Source organism: Pseudomonas sp. NIBRBAC000502773 (assembly GCF_006517195.1).
In the GTDB taxonomy this organism is placed as follows: Bacteria; Pseudomonadota; Gammaproteobacteria; order Pseudomonadales; family Pseudomonadaceae; genus Aquipseudomonas; species Aquipseudomonas marginalis.
In genome coordinates this window covers 1,673,442-1,695,241 of the sequence record NZ_CP041189.1, presented here as the reverse complement: position 1 = coordinate 1,695,241, position 21,800 = coordinate 1,673,442, and the positions used below count along the sequence as shown (strand labels likewise).

Here is a 21,800-nt window from a genome sequence, read left to right as displayed (position 1 = left end):
TTTAAAACACTTGCGAGAGGTCTTTATGCACGATCCGTTCGAACAGTCTTTGCGTGACATGCTCAATGCCTCGCCGTCCAACCGCGACGACGATGCCTGCCTGGGCCGCGTATTGAAAACCGCTAACCGTCAGGTGGGCGCGGGTGACCTGTTCGGTCTGCTCGGCCGCTGGATGCCGGCGTTGATGATGGCCCTGAACAACGGTTCGGCCCATGTATCACCGGTCTCCCGTCGTAAACCTCTTGCTCGCACTGCTGATAAGGCTGATTGAATATGGAACTTGATCTCTGGACCCAGAGCCTGGTCACCGCGATGACCGCATTGTGGACCAAGGTGGCGAATTTCATTCCCAACCTGTTTGGTGCCCTGGTTTTGGTGCTGCTGGGCTTTGTCGTAGCCAAGCTGCTCGACACCCTGCTGTCCAAACTGCTCGCGAAACTGGGCCTTGACCGCCTGATGGCCGGCACTGGCTTGACCAAGCTGCTGGGCCGCGCCGGGTTGCAAGTGCCGATCTCCACGTTGATCGGCAAGATCGTCTATTGGTTTGTTTTACTGATTTTTCTGGTTTCTGCGGCGCAATCCCTTGGACTTGAGCGAGTTTCAGCTACGCTCGACATGCTGGCGCTGTATTTGCCGAAGGTTTTCGGCGGCGCGCTGGTGCTTCTCGTAGGCGTTTTGCTTGCTCAACTGGCCAACGGGCTGGTGCGCGGCGCCGCTGAGGGGGTGGGGTTGGATTATGCCGCTGGCCTGGGGCGTATCGCCCAGGGGCTGGTGATCATCATCAGTATTTCGGTCGCGATCAGCCAGTTGGAGGTCAAGACTGACCTGCTCAACCACGTGATCGTCATCGTTTTGATTACCGTTGGTCTGGCCGTTGCGCTGGCCATGGGCTTGGGAAGCCGGGAAATTGCCGGCCAGATTCTCGCGGGAATCTATGTGCGTGAGTTGTATCAGGTTGGGCAACAGGTGCGTGTGGGCGAGGTCGAAGGGCAAATCGAGGAGATCGGCACAGTCAAGACGACGGTGCTGACCGATGACGGCGACCTGGTGTCGCTGTCCAATCGGATTCTCCTCGAGCAGCAGGTCAGTAGCCGCTAACCCGGCAAACCCTGCTAATGTACGCCGCCGCAAGCCCGGCTGACCGGGCTGTAGCGGACATTGACCTGACTGTCGGCACGACTTGTTTTGAATAAAGCCCAAACGCTGTCCACGCGCTATGACCCCCGTGAGCTCTCTGATGAGGAGTTGGTCGCGCGCTCGCACACGGAGCTGTTTCACGTAACTCGCGCGTATGAAGAATTGATGCGCAGATATCAACGCACTCTGTTCAACGTTTGTTCAAGGTATTTAGGGAACGATAGAGATGCGGATGATGTCTGTCAGGAAGTGATGCTCAAGGTGCTGTACGGCCTGAAGAACTTCGAGGGCAAATCGAAGTTCAAGACGTGGCTGTACAGCATCACCTACAACGAGTGCATCACGCAGTATCGGAAGGAACGGCGAAAGCGTCGCTTGATGGACGCCTTGAGTCTGGACCCCCTTGAGGAGGCGTCTGAAGAAAAGGCGCCGGCACCCGAGGAGAAGGGCGGACTTGATCGCTGGCTGGTGTATGTGAACCCGATTGACCGGGAAATTCTGGTGCTACGATTTGTCGCAGAGCTGGAATTCCAGGAAATCGCTGACATCATGCACATGGGTTTGAGTGCTACAAAAATGCGTTACAAGCGTGCTCTAGATAAATTACGTGAGAAATTTGCGGGCGAGACTGAAACTTAGTGCGTGGCAAATATCTCTTACGTGTAGGCAAGTTCTGTTAGACTTGTCGCCGAGTTGTCCCCCGGTTTGTGGGACTGCTTTACAATCACCAGATGGGGATTTAACGGATGAAACTGAAAAACACCTTGGGCTTGGCCATTGGTTCTCTTATTGCCGCTACTTCTTTCGGCGTTCTGGCACAAGGCCAAGGCGCAGTTGAAGGCGAGCTGTTCTACAAGAAGCAGTACAACGATAGCGTCAAGCACATCGAAGACGGCTTCAATCCTGGCGCTCGCATCGGTTACTTCCTGACCGACGACCTGTCCTTGAACCTGTCCTACGACAAGACCAACCACACCCGTTCGAACGACGGTACTGGTAACCAGAAGATCAAAGGCGATACCGGCAGCCTGGTTGCCCAGTATCACTTCGGTCAAGCTGGCGTAGACAGCCTGCGTCCATACGTAGAAGGCGGCTTCGGTCACCAGAGCCGTACCAACGTTCAGGCTGACGGCCACAGCGGTCGCGACCAGACTACCTTCGCTACCGTTGGTACTGGTGTGAAGTACTACTTCACCAACAACCTGTACGCTCGTGCCGGTGTTGAAGCTGACTACGGTCTGGACAACGGCAAGTGGGACTACTCCGCACTGGTTGGCCTGGGCGTGAACTTCGGCGGTAACGCTGGCGCAGCTGCTCCAGCTCCTACCCCAGCACCAGCTCCAGAGCCAACTCCAGAGCCAGAAGCTCCAGTTGCCCAGGTTGTTCGTGTTGAGCTGGACGTCAAGTTCGACTTCGACAAGTCCGTTGTTAAGCCTAACAGCTACGGCGACGTGAAAAACCTGGCCGACTTCATGGCTCAGTACCCAGCTACCAACGTAGAAGTTGCTGGTCACACTGACTCCGTAGGTCCAGATGCCTACAACCAGAAGCTGTCCCAGCGTCGTGCTGACGCTGTTAAGCAAGTCCTGGTTAAAGACGGCGTGGCTCCTAGCCGCATCACCGCAGTAGGTTACGGCGAATCCCGCCCAGTTGCTGACAACGCAACTGAAGCTGGTCGTGCTGTTAACCGTCGCGTAGAAGCGTCGGTTGAAGCTACCGCTCAGTAATTACTGAGATGTAGAAAAACCCGGCTTCGGCCGGGTTTTTTTCGCCTGGAATTTGCCTCAGGCGCTGACTGCGGCAGCGACATAAGCCGTCTGCTCGGCGGCCGCAACATGGCCGATCACCAGAATCGCCGGGCTCTTCAAGGCAAATGCCTGTGCGTCTTCATGCATCCGTGACAGCTCACTGCGGCATTCGCGCTGTTGGGGCAGTGAGGCGTTTTCGATCATCGCCACCGGCATATCTGCCGCCATCCCGCCTTCGAGCAATTGCTGGCGAATCTCCTCCAGCTTGGCCACTCCCATATACACCACCAATGTCGTCCCGCCCTCGGCCAATGCGCGCCAATTAAGGCTGCTGTCGTCCTGGGTATGGGCCGTGACCAGGGTCACACCGCGGCTGACGCCACGCAACGTCAGTGGAATCGCGCAATTCGTTGCACCCGCCAGCCCGGCGGTGATCCCGTTGACCAACTCTACCTCGACGCCGCGTTCACGCAGCCACACGGCTTCTTCACCACCGCGCCCGAAAATGCACGGGTCACCCCCTTTCAGCCGCACTACGCACTTGCCTTGGCGGGCGTAACGCAGCATCAGGCGGTGGATAAAGTCTTGCGGGGTCGAGCGGCAGCCGCCGCGTTTGCCGACCGTGATCACCCGCGCCTCGGCGCAATGCTCCAACACCGCCGGGTTGACCAAGTCATCGATCAGTACCACATCGGCTTCGTGCAGGGCCCGTACAGCCTTGAGGGTCAACAGCTCCGGATCGCCAGGGCCCGCGCCCACCAGCCAGACTTTTGCGTTCATGGTTTTTTCCTCGTCTAGAGCTGACGTCAGCTGTGAAAGAGTGAATACAGAAGAATCAGATTGATCAGCATCGAGACCAGGCCCAAGGTGCGCCAGACCTTCAACGGTTCGCGCTCCAGCAGGGGCCTGGGGCGAATGCTCAGTTCATGGCGGTCAGCCTGTTCCAGCACCAGCAGCCATTCCTCGGCGGTTTCATAGCGATGCGCCGGCTGGGCAGCCACGGCCCGCTCCAGGCTCAGGGGGAGCCAGTCGGGGAGATCCGGGCGATAGCGGCTGGCGCTGACAGCCTGGGCAAATCGAGGCCGTTGGAAGGCTTCGATTTCCCCGTAGGGGTAATGCCCGGTCAACAGGTAATACAAGGTGACGCCTACGCTGTACAAATCCTGCTGGGCTGTCGGACGGTCGCCATTGAACGCTTCGGGCGCGATAAAGCTCGGGGTGCCGGGCAGTACGTGGGCACGGTCCTCGGAAAGACCGGGGCAGTAGGCCAGGCCGAAATCCAGCACGCGCAATTCACCGTCATCCCCCAGCAGCAGGTTTTCCGGCTTGATGTCGCGGTGCAGGATCTGCCGTCGATGCAGCATGCCGACTGCGCGCAGCAAACGCTCGGCGACGGACTGCCATTGCGCCAGGGGCAATGGGCCCTGGTGCTGGAACAGCTCGGCCAGGGTCTGCCCCGGGTATTCCCGCATGACGTAGTACAAATGCTGGCGCCCGCTGGCGGCGTGCACCTCAGGAAAGGCACGCCCGGCTACCCGGCGCAAAAACCACTCTTCCGACAGTAATGCCTGGCCGGCGTCGCTGTCGTCGTCGCGGCTCAGTGGCAGGGTTTTCAGCAGCCAGGGTTGCTGTTGGGCATCGCGCACCCGGTACAGCAATGACTGCCTGCTTTGCGCCAGTACGCTGTCCACCTGCCAGCCTTCAAAGCGTTGCCCGGATTTCAGCAGCGGTGGCAAGGGCCATTGCTGCAATTGCACCAGGGCGTCGCCGAGGGTGGCGGCGCCCAGCGTGTCGACGCGCACCAGCAAGGCGCTGGCATTGTCCTGGCTGCCCGCCAGGTGTGCGGCATTGACCAGTGTGGTGACCGCCAGGTCCAGGTCGGTTTGTTCGCGCAGGATCGCGCTGATGCTGTGATCGCCCAGGGTGGCCCATACGCCGTCGCTGAGCAGCAGGAAGCACTCACCTTCGCGCAATTGACCGTCGAGAAAATCCAGCACCAGGTGCTGATCCAGGCCAAGGGCACGCTTGAGTACGTGCTGCATGCCCGGTTGTTCCCACACATGGTCTTCGCTGATGCGCTGCAACTCACCGTCCAGCCAGCGATACGCCCGGCAATCACCGACATGGGCCAGGGTGAAACGCTGGCCGCGAAAGACCAGGGCACTGAGGGTAGTCAGCAACGGCTGGCCGCCGCCATTGGCCTGCAACCAGCGGTTTTGCGCCAGCAGCAAGCGCTCCAATGCCTGTGCCACACCCCAGGTTTGCGGTGTGGCGTAGTAATCCAGGGCCAGGGCCTGCAAAGTCGAGCGTGCGGCCAGGCCGCCGTCGGCGCACTGGCTCACACCGTCGGCCAGGGCGCACAGGTAACCTTTGCTCGCCGCCAGTTCCGCTGCGGGGGTGACGACCCGCAGCGCATCCTGGTTTTCCGCCCGTGGGCCGATGGCGCTGGCATGGGCGACGCTCAGTTGCAGGCTCATCAGACGCGTGCGGCGGTCACTGCGGCCGAACCCCAGGTGGTTCTCCAGCGACGCTTGACGCCATGCAGGCCGAACCAGGCCAGTACGCCCAGGCTGGCGAACAGCCACAAGGCCAGTTGATAGCTGCCGGTGCTCTGCTTGATCGCGCCCATGCCCGCGGCCAGGGCGAAACCGCCGATGCCGCCGGCCATGCCGATCAGGCCGGTCATCACACCGATCTCACGCCGGAAACGCTGTGGCACCAACTGGAACACCGCGCCATTGCCCGCACCCAGGCCGAGCATGGTGCAGACGAAGAGCGCCAGTGCTGCATAGGAACTGGGCAGGTTGAAACCCACCGCCGCAATGCAGATCGCCGCGACGCTGTACATGCCGAGCAAGGTGCGGATCCCGCCGAAACGGTCGGCCAGGGCGCCGCCCAGTGGGCGCATCAGGCTGCCACCGAACACGCAGGCGGCGGTGTAATAGCCGGCAGTCATGGGGCTCAGGCCGTATTGGTCGTTGAAATAGCCGGGCAGGGCGCTGGCCAGGCCGATAAAACCGCCGAAGGTCACGCTGTAGAAAAACATGAACCACCAGCTGTCGCGGTCGCCCAGGGCCTTGAAATAATCGGCCATGGACTTGGCTTTCGGCCGCTCGGGTGCATTGCGTGCCAGCCAGGCGAAGACGATCAGCGTCAGGATCAGCGGAATCAGCGCAAAGCCGAACACATTGCTCCAGCCAAACGCCGCCGCCAGCACCGGGGCCAGCAACGCCGCGAACACCGTGCCCGAGTTACCGGCACCGGCGATGCCCATGGCCTTGCCCTGGTGTTCGGCCGGGTACCATTGGGACGCCAGCGGCAGCGCCACCGCAAAGGATGCGCCGGCCATGCCGAGGAACAGTCCCAGCAACAAGGCTTGTTCGTAGCTGTGAATCCCCAGTTTCCAGGCGCTGAACAAGGCGACGATCACAATCACCTGGCCAATCAGCCCGGCGGTCTTGGGCGACAGCTTGTCCGCCAGCATGCCCATCAGGAAGCGCAGCACCGCGCCGGCCAGGATCGGCGTCGCCACCATCAGGCCGCGTTGTTGGGTGGTCAGGTGCAGGTCGGCGGCAATCTGCACCGCCAGCGGGCCCAACAAATACCAGACCATGAAACTCAGGTCGAAATACAGGAACGCGGCAAACAGGGTCGGGGTGTGCCCGGATTTCCAGAAGCTTGATTTCATCACGCACCTCAACGGTTGGGAGTCTTGTAAGAAGGCCTGGTGATGGAGCCGCCGGCTGAGGCCGCCCCACCGGCCCCGTGCTACCGGGGCCAAAACAAAAAAACGCCGCCACCGGGTTCGCGAGGGCAAACCGGGTGTGCGACGTCTTTGTCGTGAAGGGGCAACCGCCGTTGGTTACCTGTGGTGATTACTTAGCAAGTCCTGCGCCAACCTGCTGGCCGCAGGGTGCTCAGCCGAGCAGTTCACTCATGGCGATGATCTGCTCCGCCACCTGGATCAGTTTCTGCTGGCGGCTCATGGCCTGGCGGCGCATCAGGGTGTAGGCCTCTTCTTCATTGCAGGCCTTCATTTTCATCAGCATGCCCTTGGCCAACTCGATGCGCTTGCGCTCGGCCAACTGTTGGTCACGGGCCTGGAGCTGGGCGCGCAAGGCCTGGTCGCTCTCGAAGCGAGCCATGGCCACGTCGAGGATCGGTTGCAGGCGCTGCGCCTGAATGCCTTCGACGATGTAGGCGCTGACCCCGGACTTGATCGCCTGGCGCATCACGTCGGGGTCGTGCTCGTCGGTAAACATCACGATGGGCCGGGGCTGGTCGCGGCTGACCAGCACCACTTGCTCCATCACATCGCGGCTCGGTGACTCGGTATCGATCAGGATGACGTCCGGGCGCACCGTTTCGACGCGCGCAGGCAGGTCGATGGTCAGGCCGGACTCATCGATCACTTCAAAACCAGCCTCGATCAGCGCTGTCCTCAGGCGGCCGACTTTGCGCGGCGTGTCGTTGATCAACAGGATTCGCAGCATGGAAATCCTCCTGTCAGCGCAAGGCTTGGCGGCTGGTAGGGTCGACCATGGCATGCAGGCGGAAGCTGCGCGCGTAGCCGGCGGGGTCCGAGCCGTCCCAGATCTTGCCGTCGATCAGTTGGCTGCTGCGCATATCCTGGCCGTTGTCGCTGAGGCCCAGTGCCTCGGCGGCTTGGCGATACAGCGCCAGCTGTTGAACTTGGCGCGCAACGCCGAGGTAGTCAGGGTCTTCGCGCAGCAGGCCCCAGCGGCGGAACTGGGTCATGAACCACATGCCATCGCAGAGGTAGGGCAGGTTGACCTCGCCATCGGCAAAAAAACGCAGGGCGTGCGGGTCCTGCCACTGGTTGCCCAGGCCGTCGTCATAGGTGCCCAGCAAGCGGGGTTCGATGCAGTCGAGCGGGGCATCGAGGTACTCGCGGCCGCTGAGCAATTGTGCGGTGGAGCGGCGGTTTTCGGTGTTTTGCTCGATAAAGCGGCTGGCCTCCAGGATCGCCATCACTAGCACGCGGGCGGTGTTGGGGTACTGGTCGACAAACGCCTTAGTGCAGCCGAGCACCTTTTCCGGATGGTTCGGCCAGATCGCCTGGCTGGTCGCCAGGGTAAAGCCCTGGTGTTGCTTGACGGCACTGGCGCACCAGGGCTCGCCGACGCAAAAGCCATCGATACGCCCGGCCTGCAGGTGCGCGAGCATTTGCGGGGGCGGTACCACGACGCTGTCCACATCCTGTAGCGGATGAATGCCTTGGCTCGCCAGCCAGTAGTACAACCACATGGCGTGAGTACCTGTGGGAAAGGTCTGGGCGAAAGTCAGTTTTGTTCGGCTTTGGTGCACGTGGCGGTCCAGCGCCTCAGGAGTGACCACGCCCTGCTGTTGCAGGCTGCGGGACAGGTTGATGCTTTGGCCGTTCTGGTTCAGCCCCATCAAGACCGCCATGTCGGTAGGTGCGACGCCGCCGATGCCCAGGTGCACGGCATAGACCAGCCCGTACAGGCTGTGGGCGGCGTCCAGCTCGCCGCTGACCAGTTTGTCCCGCAGGTTGGCCCATGAAGATTGGCGCTTGAGGTTGAGGGTCAAGCCATACGGCTGGGCGAAGCCCTGGGTCGCTGCCACCACCAGGGATGCGCAATCGCTCAAGGCCATGAAGCCCAGGTCAAGGCTGCTCTTTTCCGGGGCGTCACTGCCGTTGACCCAAGCCAGTGGGTCGTTCGTCGGGCTGTTGCCAACCGAATCGTTCATCAACACCTACCTTTTCTTTCACAAAAAAGCGTCGTTCCCTCAGATGGCGATGCAAGGCCATTGCGGGTAACGACGCCTTTGTCCGTAAGCCCGCTCCGCCGTTGGTGCGCGCTCTGATACAGAGTCCATAGCAAGGCACATGCCACGGGCCGATGGGCACCGCCCGCCGTCAACTTTTCATCAAGATTGAAATTGGGCGGCCTCTCAGTATGGCCGCTTCTTACTGCCAGGCTGCCCAGGAAATCCAAGGTGTACGCTCATTTCTCCGTAACCACTGCCTGTCTCTGGCTGCTGTTTGCCGCGCTGATGCTGGGAAGTGTCGATGCCCAGGGCCAGACCTACCAGGCACGGGATGAGAGCCTGCATACCGTCTTTACCGCCTTGTCCGTGCCGATGGGCCTGCCCATCGTCGTGAGCAGTGAAGTGGCACGCATACGCATCAGCGAGGTCATTGACCTCGATATGCCGCTGCACGCCCTGGAGGCGCTTGCGTTGCAGTACGGCTTGATCTGGTACAGCGATGGCCAGGCGCTCTACCTCTACAACGCCAGCGAGGCAAAGCGTTCGGCAGTGGTGCTGAGGCATATATCTGTCGAGCGGTTTCGTGGCCTCATGCGCCGCTCGGGGCTTGATGAGACGCGCTACCCCCTGCGCGTGAGCGGGGCACGCACATTCGATGTGTCCGGGCCACCTCATTATGTCGACCACATTTTGCGCCTGGCCCAATTGATGGATCGCGAGCGGGCTGAATTACAAGTAGGTACCCAGGCGTTTGCTGTCGTTCAGGTACTCAACACCCATGTGGCAGACCGCAGCTATGCCATGGGTGACGAAAAGGTCACGGTGCCGGGCATCGCGTCGACGATCGAAACCCTGTTGGGTTCTGAACAGAAGGGGCCGCTGGCCGACAAGAGCCTGGTGGTGATCGCCTATCCGGACACCAATAGCCTGCTGATCAAGGGCAAGCCAGCGCAACTGGGGGTCATCGAGCGCCTGGTGGCGGAATTCGACACGCCCAAGCGCTCTATCGAAGTCTCGCTCTGGATGGTGGACGTGGACCGTGACGAACTGAAAAAGCTGGGTTTTGACTGGGACAAGGATGGGAAGGCCCAGGCCACGCGCATTCTGGAGCCGATGGACGATAACCGCGTGATGGCGCAAATCGCCGTGCTGGAACGCCGGCGGCGAGTAAGGGTGATGACGTTGCCGGTGATTCTCACCCAGGAAAATGTGCCGGCCGTGTTCCAGGATCACCACACCTTCTACCTGCCGACTCCCGGAGCTGAACATGCTGATTGGAAGCCCGTGCAATACGGCTCCCAGGTTAGCGTGCTGCCGCGTTTTGCCGAAGGGAACCAGATCGAGATGCTGCTCCATGTCGAGGATGGTCGACAATTGAACCAGGCGGGGCGGCGCGGCAAACCGACCGCGGTCGGTCGGGTGAGTGTCAGCAGCGTGGCAAGGGTGCCGCAGGGTAAGCGCTTGTGGCTGGGAGCGTTCAGCCGTGAGGCACATGAGTTGGGACGCAGCACCGTTTCAGCTGGCCCGGCCAAGGTTCGCCTGTTTGTGATTGAGGCCCGGGCCGTGGGAGGCGAGATGAAAACGTTGGCCACTGGCGTTGGCCCGCCACCGTTGAGTGCGGCGCAATACGAGCGCGTGCAACGTGCGTTCGTACGCCCGGGTCGCGATGGTTCTCCGTGAATAAGGCGTTGCCCCATGCATTTGGAAATTCTTCTACAGGAACAACTGATCAGCCGCAGGCGCCTGGCAGCCTTTGCTCCTGGGAAGGTGTTGCCATTGTCGCCCGGCATCATCCACTGCGTGGAAGTTCGGGTTAATGGCCGGTTGCTCGCATTGGGCGAGTTGGTGCAACTGGAAGATCGGTTGGGCGTTGAGTTGCACGAGGTCTATAAAAGGGGAGCGCCTGAGGTGTATGGGTGAAGTGTCTTACAGAGTGTTGCTAAAAATCGTTGGCTGTATGGGTTTTTTCCTAGCGTGGCCTGCAAGGCGGTTTTTTATAGTCGTGATGTGGGCGCAAGGGCCAGTACTGGAAAATAAGGGCTTCAATGTCAGTAGTCGGATGTCGAGGTAGATATGGCCGTCGTTAATGATGAATTGACGGCGACTTCCCTGCTCTTTTCCCGGTGGACGCTGCATGGCGATGGTCGCTTGACCGGAGACGGCAGCGATGTCCAGTTGCCACCCAAGGAGCTGCATGTTTTGCGGCTGCTGCTGGTCTCTGGCGGTGTACTGATGACCAAGGACCGCTTGCTGGAGCTGGCCTGGCCTCAGGGGGAGGTCGCCGAGGAGTCGCTGACCCGTTGCATTTATTCGCTGCGCAAGCATCTTGGCGCTGACAAAGGCTTTATCAAGACCATCTATGGTCGCGGGTATCGCTTTACATGCCCGGTGAAGGCTGAGCGCCATGGGCGCGGGCCTATGGATACCCGGCAGCATGTGTGTTCGGCCTGTGGACAAGTCAGTCATGGCTGAGTTCTGGCGCAGGCTACTGTGGCTTGGCCTGGTGACGAGCGGCAATCAGGCACTGGCCTATTGCTGGGAGGAAACTGCCCGCCGCTACGATATCGAACCGGAATTGCTACAGGCTATCGCCGCCGTGGAGTCGGATTTTCGCCCGGATGCGATGAACTACGCCAACGGTAATGGCACACGGGATATCGGCCTGATGCAGATCAACAGTATCCATTTACCTCGTCTGCTCAAGCTGGGTATCACTGAGGAAAGGCTGTTGAGTGAACCCTGCCTGTCGGTGGAAGTCGGGGCCTCCATACTGGCCGAGTTTATCCAGCGCTTTGGCTACAACTGGACGGCGGTGGGGTCCTACAATGTCGGGCCCGGCTCCGGCCCTGAGCGCGACGCGTTGCGCATGCGCTATGCAGAAAAAATCTGGGCACGTTATGAGACCCTGGTACAGCAACGCTACTGACGTTTGGGCGGCGCGCCTCGCGTGCACCCCGCCACCCCGCTATAATCGCCGCCACCTTCCGCCGCCATCCGAGTCTAGCCCGCCCATGTATACCCTGGCCCGCCAGCTGTTGTTCAAACTCTCCCCGGAAACCTCCCACGATCTGTCCCTGGACCTGATCGGCGCCGGTGGCCGCCTGGGGCTCAATGGCCTGGTATGCAAGGCACCGGCGAAAATGCCGGTGTCGGTGATGGGGCTCGACTTTCCCAACCCGGTCGGACTGGCCGCCGGCCTGGACAAGAACGGTGCGGCCATCGATGGCTTCGCGCAGCTGGGTTTCGGTTTTGTGGAGATCGGCACCGTGACGCCGCGACCGCAACCGGGTAACCCCAAGCCGCGTATCTTTCGCCTGCCGGAAGCCGAGGCGATCATCAATCGCATGGGGTTCAACAACCTGGGCGTCGATCATCTGCTGTCGCGCGTCGAGGCCGCAAAGTACAAAGGCATCCTCGGTATCAATATCGGCAAGAACTTCGACACGCCGGTCGAGCGTGCAGTGGATGACTACCTGATCTGCCTGGACAAGGTCTACGCCCACGCCAGCTATGTCACCGTCAACGTCAGCTCGCCCAACACCCCGGGCCTGCGCAGCCTGCAGTTCGGCGATTCGCTCAAGCAATTGCTCGAAGCCCTGCGTCAACGCCAGGAAGACCTGGCCGTGCGCCATGGCAAGCGCGTGCCGTTGGCAATCAAGATTGCCCCGGACATGAGTGACGAAGAAACCGTGCTGGTGGCCCAGGCACTGGTGGATGCGGGCATGGATGCGGTCATTGCGACCAACACCACCCTCAGCCGTGTCGGCGTCGAAGGGTTGGCCCATGGCGATGAAGCGGGCGGCCTGTCGGGTGCGCCAGTGCGTGACAAGAGCACCCATATCGTCAAGGTGCTGGCCGCTGAGTTGGCCGGGCGTTTGCCGATCATCGCGGTGGGCGGCATTACCGAAGGCAAGCATGCCGCCGAGAAGATCGCTGCGGGCGCCAGCCTGGTGCAGTTGTACTCGGGTTTTATTTATAAAGGCCCGGCGCTGATCCGCCAGTCAGTGGATGCGATTGCGGCCTTGCGCTGATAGTAGATGCACGCTGGGCGGGGAATAGTCATTAAAAAACACCGCCAATAAAAAGGGCTCCTTAAGAGGAGCCCCTGGGCCGAAGCCCGCCGCCTGGATAGGGCGTGCGTGGTTAAGTCGCTACATATTCGAGGTGTTGTCGGAATTAAATGCCCTTGATTAGCCGACGGCGTGAAGTTCGTTGAGTCTGTGGATTCCCGCAGTGCCAGTCATACCGTCCCAGTTGTCGCCGCGTCCTTCTCGCCAGCCGTTGATCCAGGCTTGGCGTACCGACGGTAGAGTAAATGGGCAAAGCTCACGGGATTTGCCATGAACGCCATATTGATATCCGCGTAAAAATGCTCTTTCCAACGGATCACGCTTAAGTCTTCTCATAGGGTGTTTCCCTCACTTGTTGACTGTCTTGATATCCTTCGGCCTCGTCTGAGGCCGGGCAGAGTTTTTCTGCCGTTGGTGGGCTCGCTGCCGGCGTGGCGAGCCTATGTGTTGGCGTCGTTGCGGCGCCAACCTGTGTTGAGTTCTAACCAATAGGTCACATGGATTCAATGATCGTTTTGTCATAAGCACGTAACGATAACGATGCTATAGCCATAAGCTGGGATGGCTTTTCGCCCCATTTGTTGGGCAAAGCCAGCTATGATGCACCCTGCAAAGAGGATGGGTTTAATCCTTTAGTGAGAATATCCTTCTGTTGCTGTCGGTTATTATTCGACGAAGGGTCGGAATATTTCTTTTTGTTGCGTCAAATTCTCTCTCTGCCCCGTCAATAAAGGCTCCAAGGCCCGTCAGACGGGGTGGAACGGCACATTCGTGCCACGCGAGCACTCTTAAGAAAAGTGCTTGATTGAAAACCGAGCCGGCGATGCGTCGCCCGTTCACTTATTGCTGAAAAGCCTGGAATGCCCCATGTCGGACCGTTTTGAACTCTTCCTCACCTGCCCCAAGGGCCTCGAAGGCCTGCTGATCGAGGAAGCCGTCGGGCTTGGCCTTGAGGAAGCCCGCGAGCACACCTCGGCCGTGCGCGGCATGGCCGACATGGAAACCGCCTACCGCCTGTGCCTCTGGTCGCGCCTGGCCAACCGTGTGTTGCTGGTGCTCAAGCGCTTCCCAATGAAGGACGCCGAAGACCTCTACCACGGTGTGCTGGATATTGAATGGGCCGATCACATGGTCTCTGACGGTACCCTGGCGGTGGAATTCAGCGGTCACGGCTCAGGCATCGACAACACCCACTTCGGCGCGCTGAAGGTCAAGGATGCGATCGTCGACAAGCTGCGTACCCCGACCGGCGAACGCCCGTCCATCGACAAGATCAACCCCGACCTGCGCATCCACCTGCGCCTGGACCGTGGCGAAGCGATCCTGTCCCTCGACCTGTCCGGCCACAGCCTGCACCAGCGCGGCTACCGCCTGCAGCAGGGCGCCGCGCCGTTGAAGGAAAACCTCGCGGCGGCGATCCTGATTCGTGCCGGCTGGCCGCGCATTGCTGCCGAAGGCGGCGCGCTGACTGACCCGATGTGCGGCGTGGGCACCTTCCTGGTGGAAGGGGCGATGATCGCCGCCGACATGGCACCTAACCTCAATCGCGAATTGTGGGGCTTCACCACCTGGCTCGGTCACGTCCCGGCGCTGTGGAAAAAACTCCATGCCGAGGCCACTGAACGCGCGGCCATTGGCATGAACAAGCCGCCGTTGTGGGTGCGGGGCTACGAAGCCGACCCGCGCCTGATCCAGCCCGCCCGCAACAACATCGAGCGCGCCGGCCTGAGCCACTGGATCAAGGTGTACCAGGGCGAAGTCGGCACCTTCGAGCCGCGCCCGGACCAGAACCAGAAAGGCCTGGTGATCTGCAACCCGCCCTACGGCGAGCGCTTGGGTGACGAAGCCAGCCTGTTGTACCTCTACCAGAACCTCGGCGAGCGTCTGCGCCAGGCCTGCATGGGCTGGGAAGCGGCGGTGTTCACTGGCGCGCCGGACCTGGGCAAGCGCATGGGGATCCGCAGCCACAAGCAGTATTCGTTCTGGAACGGCGCATTGCCGTGCAAGTTGCTGCTGATCAAGGTCAACCCGGATCAGTTCGTCACCGGCGAGCGCCGTACCCCGGAACAGCGTCAGGCCGAACGTGAACAGGCCGTTTACGACCAGGCTCCGGCCGAGCCGCAGGAGCGCCAATACAACAAGAACGGCAACCCGATCAAGCCCGCCCCGGCCCCCGTGGTCGAGCAGGCGCGCCTGAGCGAAGGCGGGCAGATGTTCGCCAACCGCCTGCAAAAGAACCTCAAGCTGCTGGGCAAGTGGGCCAAGCGTGAAGGGGTGGATTGCTACCGCGTCTACGACGCCGATATGCCTGAATACTCCATGGCCATCGACCTGTACCACGACTGGGTCCACGTGCAGGAATACGCTGCGCCAAAATCCATCGACCCGGAAAAAGCCTCGGCCCGCATGTTCGACGCCCTGGCGGCCATTCCCCAGGCGCTGAACATCGACAAGAGCCGCGTGGTGGTCAAGCGTCGCGAGCGCCAGAGCGGTACCAAGCAATACGAGCGCCAGAGTGCCCAGGGCAAGTTCACCGAGGTCAGCGAAGGCGGCGTGAAGCTGCTGGTCAACCTCACCGACTACCTGGACACCGGTCTGTTCCTCGACCATCGTCCGATGCGCATGCGTATCCAGAAGGAAGCGGCCGGCAAGCGTTTCCTCAACCTGTATTGCTACACCGCCACCGCCAGTGTGCACGCAGCCAAGGGCGGCGCGCGCAGCACCACCAGTGTCGACCTGTCCAAGACCTACCTGGACTGGGCCCGTCGCAACTTCTCCCTCAATGGTTTCTCCGACAAGAACCGCCTGGAGCAGGGTGATGTGATGGCCTGGCTGGACGCCAGCCGCGATGAGTTCGACATGATCTTCATCGACCCGCCGACCTTCTCCAACTCCAAGCGCATGGAAGGCATCTTCGACGTGCAGCGCGATCACGTGCAGTTGCTCGACCTGGCCATGGCCCGCCTGGCACCGGGTGGCGTGTTGTACTTCTCGAACAACTTCCGCAAGTTCCAGCTGGAGGACAACCTCAGCGAACGCTATGCGGTCGAAGAGATCAGCGACAAGACCATCGACCCGGATTTTGCGCGTAACGCGAAGATCCACCGGGCGTGGAAAATCACCGCTCGCTGATCGCCGCCACGAAAAAGCCGCAAGCCTGGACTATTCCGGGCTTGCGGCTTTTTTACGCTGGTCAAACCCTGGGCCGATGGCTATAACTTAAGGCCTAGCCAAAGTGACACCCCCCGCACGCTGGCGTTGTGAGTGTTGCCTATGCCGTTGCAAGCCGTTCGCCCGAAAATCCTAGGCTTTATCAGTGAACAGGCGTCGGCTTGGCTGGTGGCGTTGGTGGTGTTATTGGCAGGTTTTGCGCTGACGGCCATCGTCGCCTGGGCGGCCTCCGACCTCTATCAGCAACAGGTTCGCCAGCGCTTTCAGTTGCTGGTCAACGAGCGTTACACCCGCTTGCAGGAGCGTTTCGAGGATCAGGAACAACGCCTGAACAGCCTGCGGCGGTTCTTCGTCAACTCCGATGTTGTGTCCCGCGAGGAGTTCGACGGGTTTGCCCAGCCGTTACTGTTGCGCGCCCGGGCCTACGCCTGGGCACCCCGCGTGTTTCGCGAACAGCGCAGCCAGTTTGAACAAGAGGTGTCCCGCCTGCGTGGGGTACCCTTTGTTATCCGTGAACTTAATAGCGCCGGCGAACTGGCCCCGGCGCCCGAGCGTGATGAATACGTTCCGGTGCTCTACAGCCAGACTCAAAGCCTGCTGGGGTCGCCCCTGGGTTTTGATCTGTTGGCCCAGCCCCTGCGGCGCTCGGCCCTTGAGCGGGCGCAAAAGAGCGGCAAGTTGGCGGTGTCCCAACCCATGCAGTTGGTGGGGGTCGAGCCGGCTTATGTCACTGGTGTATTACTGGTCGCGCCGGTGAGTCACCTGCCCACCTCCGAGCCGTCCCCAAATGAGCCATACGGTTACGTGATGGCGGTGATCAGCATGCGCCAGTTGGTCGCCGACGGCTTGCCCAAAGCGGAGCGGGACAACCTGGTGATGCAGATCGTCGACACCTCCGACCTGCAAAAGCGCGTGCTCTTCGAGTCCGGCAATGCCGTGGCCAACAGTGACCTTGCTGGCGCGCGTCGCCTGACCCTGGGCGACCATGTGTACGCCCTGAGCCTGCGCCCGAGCAAGGTGTTCGAGCAGGCCAACTATTCCTCGCTGTCCACGATCCTGACCATGGGTAGCCTACTCAGCCTGCTGCTCAGCGCCTTGCTCTATGTGCTGGTGAGCCAACGCCAGCGTGCGTTGAAACTGGTGGAGCAACGCACTGTGCAGTTGCGCTTGCGTGAGCAGGAACTGCGGGGTGCCCATGGCCAGTTGCGCAGCGTACTCAACGCCGCTACCCAAGTGGCGATCATTGCCACTGACTTGCGCGGTGTGATCAACACCTTCAACGCCGGTGCCGAGCAGATGCTGGGGTACGAGGCCGAGCAGGTGGTGGGCAAGCTGACCCTGGAAAGCCTGCACTTGGCGTTGGAGCTGGAGGCGCGTTCCGCGAGCCTGAGCGTGACCTTGGGCAAGCGTATCCCGGCGAGCCAGGCGATGCTGGTGGAAAGCCCCGACAACCTGCACGAAGCCCGGGAGTGGACCTTGATCCGCCAGGATGGCAGTCAGCTGATTGTGAACATGTTGGCCACCGTCTTGCTGGATGACCATGGCCTGTGGGTCGGGCACCTCGCGATTTACCTGGACGTCACCGAGCAGAAACGCGCCTACGAGGCCCTAGCGGCGCGGGACCGCCTGCTCAAGAAACTCAGTGCCCACGTACCTGGGGGGATCTTCCAATTCACCCTGGAACCCCAGGATAACTGGCGCTTTATCTACGCCAGCGACGGCATGCGCGATATCTATGAAATCGAGGTCAGCGCGTTGCAGCGGGATGCGACGAAGGTCTTCGAGCGAATCCACCCGCTGGACGCGGATCGGGTGCGGGCCTCGATTCGCCTGTCGGCATTGCAGTTGAGCCACTGGCGCGAAGAGTACCGGGTGCAGTTGCCGCAACGGGGGGTGCGCTGGATTCGCGGCGAGGCCACCCCGGAAGAGTTACCGGGGGGCGGTACGCTGTGGCATGGCTATGTGTCGGACATTTCCGACTTGAAGCGGGTTGAAGAGGAACTGCGCGCGCTGTCCATCACAGATTCCCTGACCGGGATTCACAACCGTCGCTATTTCCAGGACCGCCTCAGGGCCGAGATGGCGAGGCTCAACCGGATCAGTGGGGCGCTGTCGGTGATCATGCTCGATATCGATCATTTCAAGCGTATCAACGACCAGCACGGGCATGCGGTTGGCGACGGGGTGTTGCAGGAGTTGTGCAGGCGCATCAGTCAGCGTCTGCGCCGCACCGACGTGTTCTGCCGCCTGGGGGGCGAGGAATTCATGGTGCTGTGCCCCAATACCGATGGTGAGCAGGCCTACAGCTTGGCGATGGAGTTGTGGCAATCCCTGCGTAGCCTGCCGATGGAACCGGTGGGCATCGTCACCGCCAGCTTTGGTGTGGCCAGCTGGCGGGTGGATGAAGGCATTGATGGCCTGTTGTTGCGTGCCGACTCGGCGGTGTACGTGGCCAAGCAGGCGGGCAGGGACCGGGTGGAGGCCGAGAGGGCGCGGGCCTGATGCTCGCTCCTATAGGACGGGAGCCGCCGCCGCCATTTTTGGCTGGCGGTACAGATCCAGCAGCACCTGGTCCAGCACCGACGACGCGCCCCACGGCTTCGGATCGTTGAGGATCGCCACCACCGCCCAGGTGTTGCCATTGTTGTCGCGGCTGAACCCGGCAATGGCGCGCACGGTGTTCAAGGTACCGGTCTTGACGTGGGCCTCGCCGCGCATGGCGGTGGTTTTCAAGCGCTTGCGCATGGTGCCGTCGGTGCCAGCAATCGGCATGGAACTGATGTACTCCGCAGCGTAGGGGCTTTTCCAGGCGGCTTGCAGCATGGCGGCCATCTCGCGGGCGCTGACCCGTTCGGCACGGGACAGGCCCGAACCGTTCTCCATCACCAGGTGTGGCGCGGTGATGCCTTTTTTCGCCAGCCACTGGCGCACTACACGTTGCGCGGCCTTGGCATCGTCGCCGTCGGCATCGTTGCGGAACTGCGCGCCCAGGCTCAGGAACAATTGCTGGGCCATGGTGTTGTTACTGTATTTGTTGATGTCACGGATGATTTCCGCCAGGTCCGGCGAAAAGGCGCGGGCCAGTACCTTGGCATCCTTGGGCACCGGTGCCTGGATATCGCGGCCCTGAATGGTGCCGCCCAGTTCCTGCCAGATCGCCCGTACCGCACCGGCGGTGTAGGTGGCGTGGTCCAGCAACGACAGATAAGTCTGCGAGCTGCAGCCATCGGCCAATTGGCCGCTGACGGTGACCGTCATACTGCCATCGGCGCCCGTGACCGGGTTGTAGCGTACGTCGCCGGTGCACTGCTTGGCGTTGGAGGCCTTGACCTGGTTGTCGATGCGGATGCTGGCAATCGGCGGTTCGACCGAGACGAGCACGCGGCCCGAATCGTTGCGGGTCACAAAGCGCAGGGCCTTGAGGTTGACCAGCAGGGCGTCGGGCTTGACCAGGAACGGTTTGTTCTCGTCGTTGCCGTCGTCATTGAATTCCGGCAACTGCGGCTGGTTGAAGAAACTGCGGTCCAGCACCAGGTCGCCGGTGACTTGCTGCACGCCATTGGCCCGCAGGTCGCGCATCAGCAGCCAGAGTTTTTCCATATTCAGCTTGGGGTCGCCGCCACCCTTGAGGTACAGGTTGCCGTGCAACACGCCACCGCTGAGGGTGCCGTCGGTGTAGAACTCGGTTTTCCACTGGTGGTTGGGGCCGAGCATTTCCAGGGCCGCATAGGTGGTGACCAGCTTCATGGTGGAGGCCGGGTTCACCGAGACGTCGGCGTTGAACACGGTGGGGGTGCCGGGGCCGTTCAGCGGGATCATCACCAGGGACAGCGCAGTGTTTTGCAGCTTGGCTTTGGCCAGTGCCTGCTGGACGTTGGCAGGCAAGGTGTTATTGATCGGGGCCGCGGAGGTGGAAAAGGCCAGTGGCAGGAGAAAACTGGCAAGTAGCAATGGACGCAAAGATTTGATCATAAGAAATAAAACCCTACTGCTGAGGAGGGTGAAAAAGGCGAGGGGTAAATAGGAAAAATCCCTCAATGGTCATGAAAGTGTCGGCATTATGCCCCAAGGTGAAGGCACTTGTAGCTGAACGATAGCTGGTAATCGGCGTTTTTTTAACAGCAAACGGCCGCCCGTCCCAGAGAGTCGGGCAATCGTCGCCTTAAACTGCTAAAGTGCCGCCCGTTATTACTTATGAGGATTGTTCCAATGGCGACTAACCGTTCCCAGCGTCTGCGCAAAAAACTGTGCGTTGATGAATTTCAAGAGCTGGGTTTCGAACTGAACCTGGACTTCAAAGAAGGCCTGAGTGAAGAAGCTATCGACGCTTTCCTCGAAGCATTCATCAAAGAAGCCATGGAAGCCAACGGCCTGGGCTATGTCGGAGGCGACGACTACGGTCTGGTTTGCCTGCAGAAGCGTGGCTCGGTCTCCGAAGAGCAGCGCGCTGCCGTCGAAGCCTGGCTGAAAACCCGTTCCGAGCTGACCAAGGCTGAAGTCAGCCCGCTGCTGGACGTGTGGTATCCGGAAAAGCCGATCAACGCGGCTAAGTGATACTGAAAAAAACGGCGACCTGAGGGTCGCCGTTTTTTTATGCCTTGCGCCAGTTCAGAATCAGCAGCGTCAACACCCCCGCCACAATTCCCCAGAACGCCGACCCGATGGAAAACAACGTCAAGCCTGACGCGGTGACCATGAAGGTGATCAGCGCCGCTTCCCGTTCCTTCGGCTCATTCATGGCGATACTCAAGCCATTGATGATCGAGCCAAACAAGGCCAAGGCCGCAATCGACAGCACCAGTTCCTTGGGCAAGGCTGCGAACAGTGCCGCCAGTGTTGCGCCGAACACCCCGGCTATCCCGTAGAACACCCCGCACCATACGGCGGCGGTGTAGCGTTTATTACGGTCTTCATGGGCGTGGGGGCCGGTGCAGATCGCTGCGCTGATCGCCGCCAGGTTGATGCCGTGGGAGCCAAAGGGCGCCAGCACCAGCGAGGCCAGGCCGGTGGCGGTGATCAGCGGCGAGGCCGGCACGTTATAGCCATCGGCCCGCAGGACGGCGACGCCGGGCATGTTCTGCGAGGTCATCGCCACCACGAACAACGGAATCCCGATGCTGATAGTTGCCGCCAGCGAGAAGTGCGGCGTCGTCCATACCGGCGTCGCCACTTCCAGGTGGAAACCGCTGAAGTCCAGCAAGCCCATCAGCCCCGACAGCAGGGTACCGATCACCAAGGCGGATAGCACCGCGTAGCGTGGCGACAGGCGCTTGATGATCAGGTAGGTGAAAAACATCCCCAGGACCAGGCCGGTGCGATGCTGCGCGGCGACGAAAATCTCGCTGCCGATCTTGAACAGGATCCCCGCCAGCAACGCGGCCGCCAACGACGCAGGGATACGCTTGACCAGTTTTTCAAAGCTGCCGGTGAGCCCGCAGAGCGTCACCAGCACCGCGCAGGTGATGTAGGCGCCGATGGCCTCGCCGTAACTCACACCGCCCAGGCTGGTGATCAACAGCGCCGCGCCGGGGGTGGACCAGGCAATGGTGATCGGCGTGCGGTAGCGAAGGGACAGGCCGATGCTGCAGACCGCCATGCCGATGGAAATCGCCCAGATCCACGAAGAAATCTGCGCCGTGGTCAAGCCGGCCGCCTGGCCGGCCTGGAACATCAGCACCAGGGAGCTGGTATAGCCGGTCATCATGGCGATAAAGCCGGCGACGACGGCGGAGGCAGAAGTGTCGGCCAGCGGGCGCAAGGGCGCTTGGGTGGCGTCGGTCATGGAGAGGTGTTCCTTTTACCTGGGTGTTTGCCGGTGACGGCGCAGATTCAAGCCTAAACTCAAACGTAACGACTCATTGCAATACAGACGGCACCGCAAACAGCCGTACAGTGTGTGTTGGCGCAGTGGGTTGTGTAC

At 61.0% G+C, this 21,800-nt stretch carries 20 protein-coding genes; 12 read left to right on the top strand and 8 right to left on the bottom strand.

Annotated elements, in window-relative coordinates; all coding sequences use genetic code 11:
• The first annotated feature begins 25 nt into the window (after positions 1–25).
• The 4 genes from NIBR502773_RS07690 to NIBR502773_RS07675 all read left to right on the top strand — a co-directional run bounded on the left by NIBR502773_RS07690 (position 26) and on the right by NIBR502773_RS07675 (position 2,864).
• Entirely contained in the window at positions 26–271 is a 246-nt protein-coding gene (locus NIBR502773_RS07690; protein ID WP_015885347.1) for a hypothetical protein, read from the top strand.
• Positions 272–273: 2 nt separating this feature from the next.
• Positions 274–1,098, top strand: a complete 825-nt coding sequence (locus NIBR502773_RS07685) for a mechanosensitive ion channel domain-containing protein (RefSeq protein ID WP_003175519.1) — start codon at positions 274–276, stop codon at positions 1,096–1,098.
• Positions 1,099–1,185: 87 nt separating this feature from the next.
• Positions 1,186–1,776, top strand: coding sequence for an RNA polymerase sigma factor SigX (gene sigX, locus NIBR502773_RS07680; RefSeq protein WP_010208495.1), 591 nt, complete (start codon positions 1,186–1,188; stop codon positions 1,774–1,776).
• A 107-nt stretch (positions 1,777–1,883) separates the two neighbouring features.
• Positions 1,884–2,864, top strand: coding sequence for an OmpA family protein (locus tag NIBR502773_RS07675; RefSeq protein ID WP_115488471.1), 981 nt, complete (start codon positions 1,884–1,886; stop codon positions 2,862–2,864).
• A gap of 57 nt (positions 2,865–2,921) precedes the next feature.
• Here the strand turns inward: NIBR502773_RS07675 and cobA are convergent, their stop codons facing one another.
• From cobA to NIBR502773_RS07650, 5 genes are all read right to left on the bottom strand, one after another.
• Positions 2,922–3,665: a uroporphyrinogen-III C-methyltransferase gene (gene cobA, locus NIBR502773_RS07670; RefSeq protein ID WP_065924776.1), complete on the bottom strand. Its 744-nt coding sequence runs from the start codon at positions 3,663–3,665 to the stop codon at positions 2,922–2,924.
• 26 nt (positions 3,666–3,691) lie between these two features.
• Positions 3,692–5,362: a bifunctional protein-serine/threonine kinase/phosphatase gene (locus NIBR502773_RS07665; RefSeq protein ID WP_115488470.1), complete on the bottom strand. Its 1,671-nt coding sequence runs from the start codon at positions 5,360–5,362 to the stop codon at positions 3,692–3,694.
• Positions 5,362–6,573, bottom strand: coding sequence for a NarK/NasA family nitrate transporter (locus tag NIBR502773_RS07660; RefSeq protein ID WP_027603689.1), 1,212 nt, complete (start codon positions 6,571–6,573; stop codon positions 5,362–5,364). The genes NIBR502773_RS07665 and NIBR502773_RS07660 overlap by 1 nt, the downstream gene beginning before the upstream one ends.
• 229 nt (positions 6,574–6,802) lie before the next feature.
• The gene (locus tag NIBR502773_RS07655) at positions 6,803–7,378 is read right to left on the bottom strand and encodes an ANTAR domain-containing response regulator (protein ID WP_141155778.1); all 576 of its coding nucleotides are present in this window, start codon (positions 7,376–7,378) and stop codon (positions 6,803–6,805) included.
• 13 nt (positions 7,379–7,391) lie between these two features.
• Positions 7,392–8,618 (bottom strand): CmpA/NrtA family ABC transporter substrate-binding protein, encoded by a 1,227-nt coding sequence (locus NIBR502773_RS07650; protein WP_141155777.1) that lies wholly within the window; start codon positions 8,616–8,618, stop codon positions 7,392–7,394.
• 306 nt (positions 8,619–8,924) lie between these two features.
• On the opposite strand from NIBR502773_RS07650, the gene sctC reads away from it, so the two are divergent.
• From sctC to NIBR502773_RS07625, 5 genes are all read left to right on the top strand, one after another.
• A complete protein-coding gene (gene sctC, locus NIBR502773_RS07645) occupies positions 8,925–10,319 on the top strand; it encodes a type III secretion system outer membrane ring subunit SctC (protein WP_141157832.1) in 1,395 nt (464 codons plus the stop codon).
• A gap of 15 nt (positions 10,320–10,334) precedes the next feature.
• Positions 10,335–10,559, top strand: coding sequence for a FliM/FliN family flagellar motor switch protein (locus NIBR502773_RS07640; protein ID WP_115488467.1), 225 nt, complete (start codon positions 10,335–10,337; stop codon positions 10,557–10,559).
• A gap of 153 nt (positions 10,560–10,712) precedes the next feature.
• Positions 10,713–11,111: a winged helix-turn-helix domain-containing protein gene (locus tag NIBR502773_RS07635; RefSeq protein WP_115488466.1), complete on the top strand. Its 399-nt coding sequence runs from the start codon at positions 10,713–10,715 to the stop codon at positions 11,109–11,111.
• The gene (locus tag NIBR502773_RS07630) at positions 11,104–11,565 is read left to right on the top strand and encodes a transglycosylase SLT domain-containing protein (RefSeq protein WP_115488465.1); all 462 of its coding nucleotides are present in this window, start codon (positions 11,104–11,106) and stop codon (positions 11,563–11,565) included. The genes NIBR502773_RS07635 and NIBR502773_RS07630 overlap by 8 nt, the downstream gene beginning before the upstream one ends.
• A gap of 85 nt (positions 11,566–11,650) precedes the next feature.
• Positions 11,651–12,670 carry a quinone-dependent dihydroorotate dehydrogenase gene (locus tag NIBR502773_RS07625; RefSeq protein WP_092486772.1) on the top strand — a complete coding sequence of 340 codons (1,020 nt, stop codon included), beginning with the start codon at positions 11,651–11,653 and terminating at the stop codon, positions 12,668–12,670.
• 159 nt (positions 12,671–12,829) lie between these two features.
• Here the strand turns inward: NIBR502773_RS07625 and rmf are convergent, their stop codons facing one another.
• A complete protein-coding gene (gene rmf / locus NIBR502773_RS07620) occupies positions 12,830–13,045 on the bottom strand; it encodes a ribosome modulation factor (RefSeq protein ID WP_002553055.1) in 216 nt (71 codons plus the stop codon).
• Positions 13,046–13,576: 531 nt separating this feature from the next.
• Between rmf and rlmKL the strand changes: the two genes are divergently transcribed.
• Both rlmKL and NIBR502773_RS07610 read left to right on the top strand, forming a co-directional pair.
• Positions 13,577–15,841, top strand: coding sequence for a bifunctional 23S rRNA (guanine(2069)-N(7))-methyltransferase RlmK/23S rRNA (guanine(2445)-N(2))-methyltransferase RlmL (gene rlmKL, locus NIBR502773_RS07615; RefSeq protein WP_141155776.1), 2,265 nt, complete (start codon positions 13,577–13,579; stop codon positions 15,839–15,841).
• Between the two features lie 141 nt (positions 15,842–15,982).
• Positions 15,983–18,382 carry a GGDEF domain-containing protein gene (locus NIBR502773_RS07610; protein ID WP_141155775.1) on the top strand — a complete coding sequence of 800 codons (2,400 nt, stop codon included), beginning with the start codon at positions 15,983–15,985 and terminating at the stop codon, positions 18,380–18,382.
• 9 nt (positions 18,383–18,391) lie between these two features.
• Here the strand turns inward: NIBR502773_RS07610 and dacB are convergent, their stop codons facing one another.
• The gene (gene dacB / locus NIBR502773_RS07605; RefSeq protein WP_115488461.1) at positions 18,392–19,852 is read right to left on the bottom strand and encodes a D-alanyl-D-alanine carboxypeptidase/D-alanyl-D-alanine-endopeptidase; all 1,461 of its coding nucleotides are present in this window, start codon (positions 19,850–19,852) and stop codon (positions 18,392–18,394) included.
• 237 nt (positions 19,853–20,089) lie between these two features.
• Here dacB and NIBR502773_RS07600 point away from each other — a divergent pair, with 237 nt between their 5' ends.
• Positions 20,090–20,434: a YggL family protein gene (locus NIBR502773_RS07600; RefSeq protein ID WP_010208515.1), complete on the top strand. Its 345-nt coding sequence runs from the start codon at positions 20,090–20,092 to the stop codon at positions 20,432–20,434.
• Between the two features lie 37 nt (positions 20,435–20,471).
• Here NIBR502773_RS07600 and NIBR502773_RS07595 read toward each other — a convergent pair whose 3' ends face one another.
• Positions 20,472–21,662 carry a benzoate/H(+) symporter BenE family transporter gene (locus NIBR502773_RS07595; RefSeq protein WP_141155774.1) on the bottom strand — a complete coding sequence of 397 codons (1,191 nt, stop codon included), beginning with the start codon at positions 21,660–21,662 and terminating at the stop codon, positions 20,472–20,474.
• Positions 21,663–21,800 lie beyond the last annotated feature (138 nt).

Coding starts and splice junctions, on each gene's coding strand:
- NIBR502773_RS07690 (WP_015885347.1), top strand. CDS start 26: ATGCACGATCCGTTCGAACAGTCTTTGCGTGACATGCTCAATGCCTCG.
- NIBR502773_RS07685 (WP_003175519.1), top strand. CDS start 274: ATGGAACTTGATCTCTGGACCCAGAGCCTGGTCACCGCGATGACCGCA.
- NIBR502773_RS07675 (WP_115488471.1), top strand. CDS start 1,884: ATGAAACTGAAAAACACCTTGGGCTTGGCCATTGGTTCTCTTATTGCC.
- cobA (WP_065924776.1), bottom strand. CDS start 3,665: ATGAACGCAAAAGTCTGGCTGGTGGGCGCGGGCCCTGGCGATCCGGAG.
- NIBR502773_RS07665 (WP_115488470.1), bottom strand. CDS start 5,362: ATGAGCCTGCAACTGAGCGTCGCCCATGCCAGCGCCATCGGCCCACGG.
- NIBR502773_RS07660 (WP_027603689.1), bottom strand. CDS start 6,573: ATGAAATCAAGCTTCTGGAAATCCGGGCACACCCCGACCCTGTTTGCC.
- NIBR502773_RS07655 (WP_141155778.1), bottom strand. CDS start 7,378: ATGCTGCGAATCCTGTTGATCAACGACACGCCGCGCAAAGTCGGCCGC.
- NIBR502773_RS07650 (WP_141155777.1), bottom strand. CDS start 8,618: ATGAACGATTCGGTTGGCAACAGCCCGACGAACGACCCACTGGCTTGG.
- sctC (WP_141157832.1), top strand. CDS start 8,925: ATGCTGGGAAGTGTCGATGCCCAGGGCCAGACCTACCAGGCACGGGAT.
- NIBR502773_RS07640 (WP_115488467.1), top strand. CDS start 10,335: ATGCATTTGGAAATTCTTCTACAGGAACAACTGATCAGCCGCAGGCGC.
- NIBR502773_RS07635 (WP_115488466.1), top strand. CDS start 10,713: ATGGCCGTCGTTAATGATGAATTGACGGCGACTTCCCTGCTCTTTTCC.
- NIBR502773_RS07630 (WP_115488465.1), top strand. CDS start 11,104: ATGGCTGAGTTCTGGCGCAGGCTACTGTGGCTTGGCCTGGTGACGAGC.
- NIBR502773_RS07625 (WP_092486772.1), top strand. CDS start 11,651: ATGTATACCCTGGCCCGCCAGCTGTTGTTCAAACTCTCCCCGGAAACC.
- rmf (WP_002553055.1), bottom strand. CDS start 13,045: ATGAGAAGACTTAAGCGTGATCCGTTGGAAAGAGCATTTTTACGCGGA.
- rlmKL (WP_141155776.1), top strand. CDS start 13,577: ATGTCGGACCGTTTTGAACTCTTCCTCACCTGCCCCAAGGGCCTCGAA.
- NIBR502773_RS07610 (WP_141155775.1), top strand. CDS start 15,983: ATGCCGTTGCAAGCCGTTCGCCCGAAAATCCTAGGCTTTATCAGTGAA.
- dacB (WP_115488461.1), bottom strand. CDS start 19,852: ATGATCAAATCTTTGCGTCCATTGCTACTTGCCAGTTTTCTCCTGCCA.
- NIBR502773_RS07600 (WP_010208515.1), top strand. CDS start 20,090: ATGGCGACTAACCGTTCCCAGCGTCTGCGCAAAAAACTGTGCGTTGAT.
- NIBR502773_RS07595 (WP_141155774.1), bottom strand. CDS start 21,662: ATGACCGACGCCACCCAAGCGCCCTTGCGCCCGCTGGCCGACACTTCT.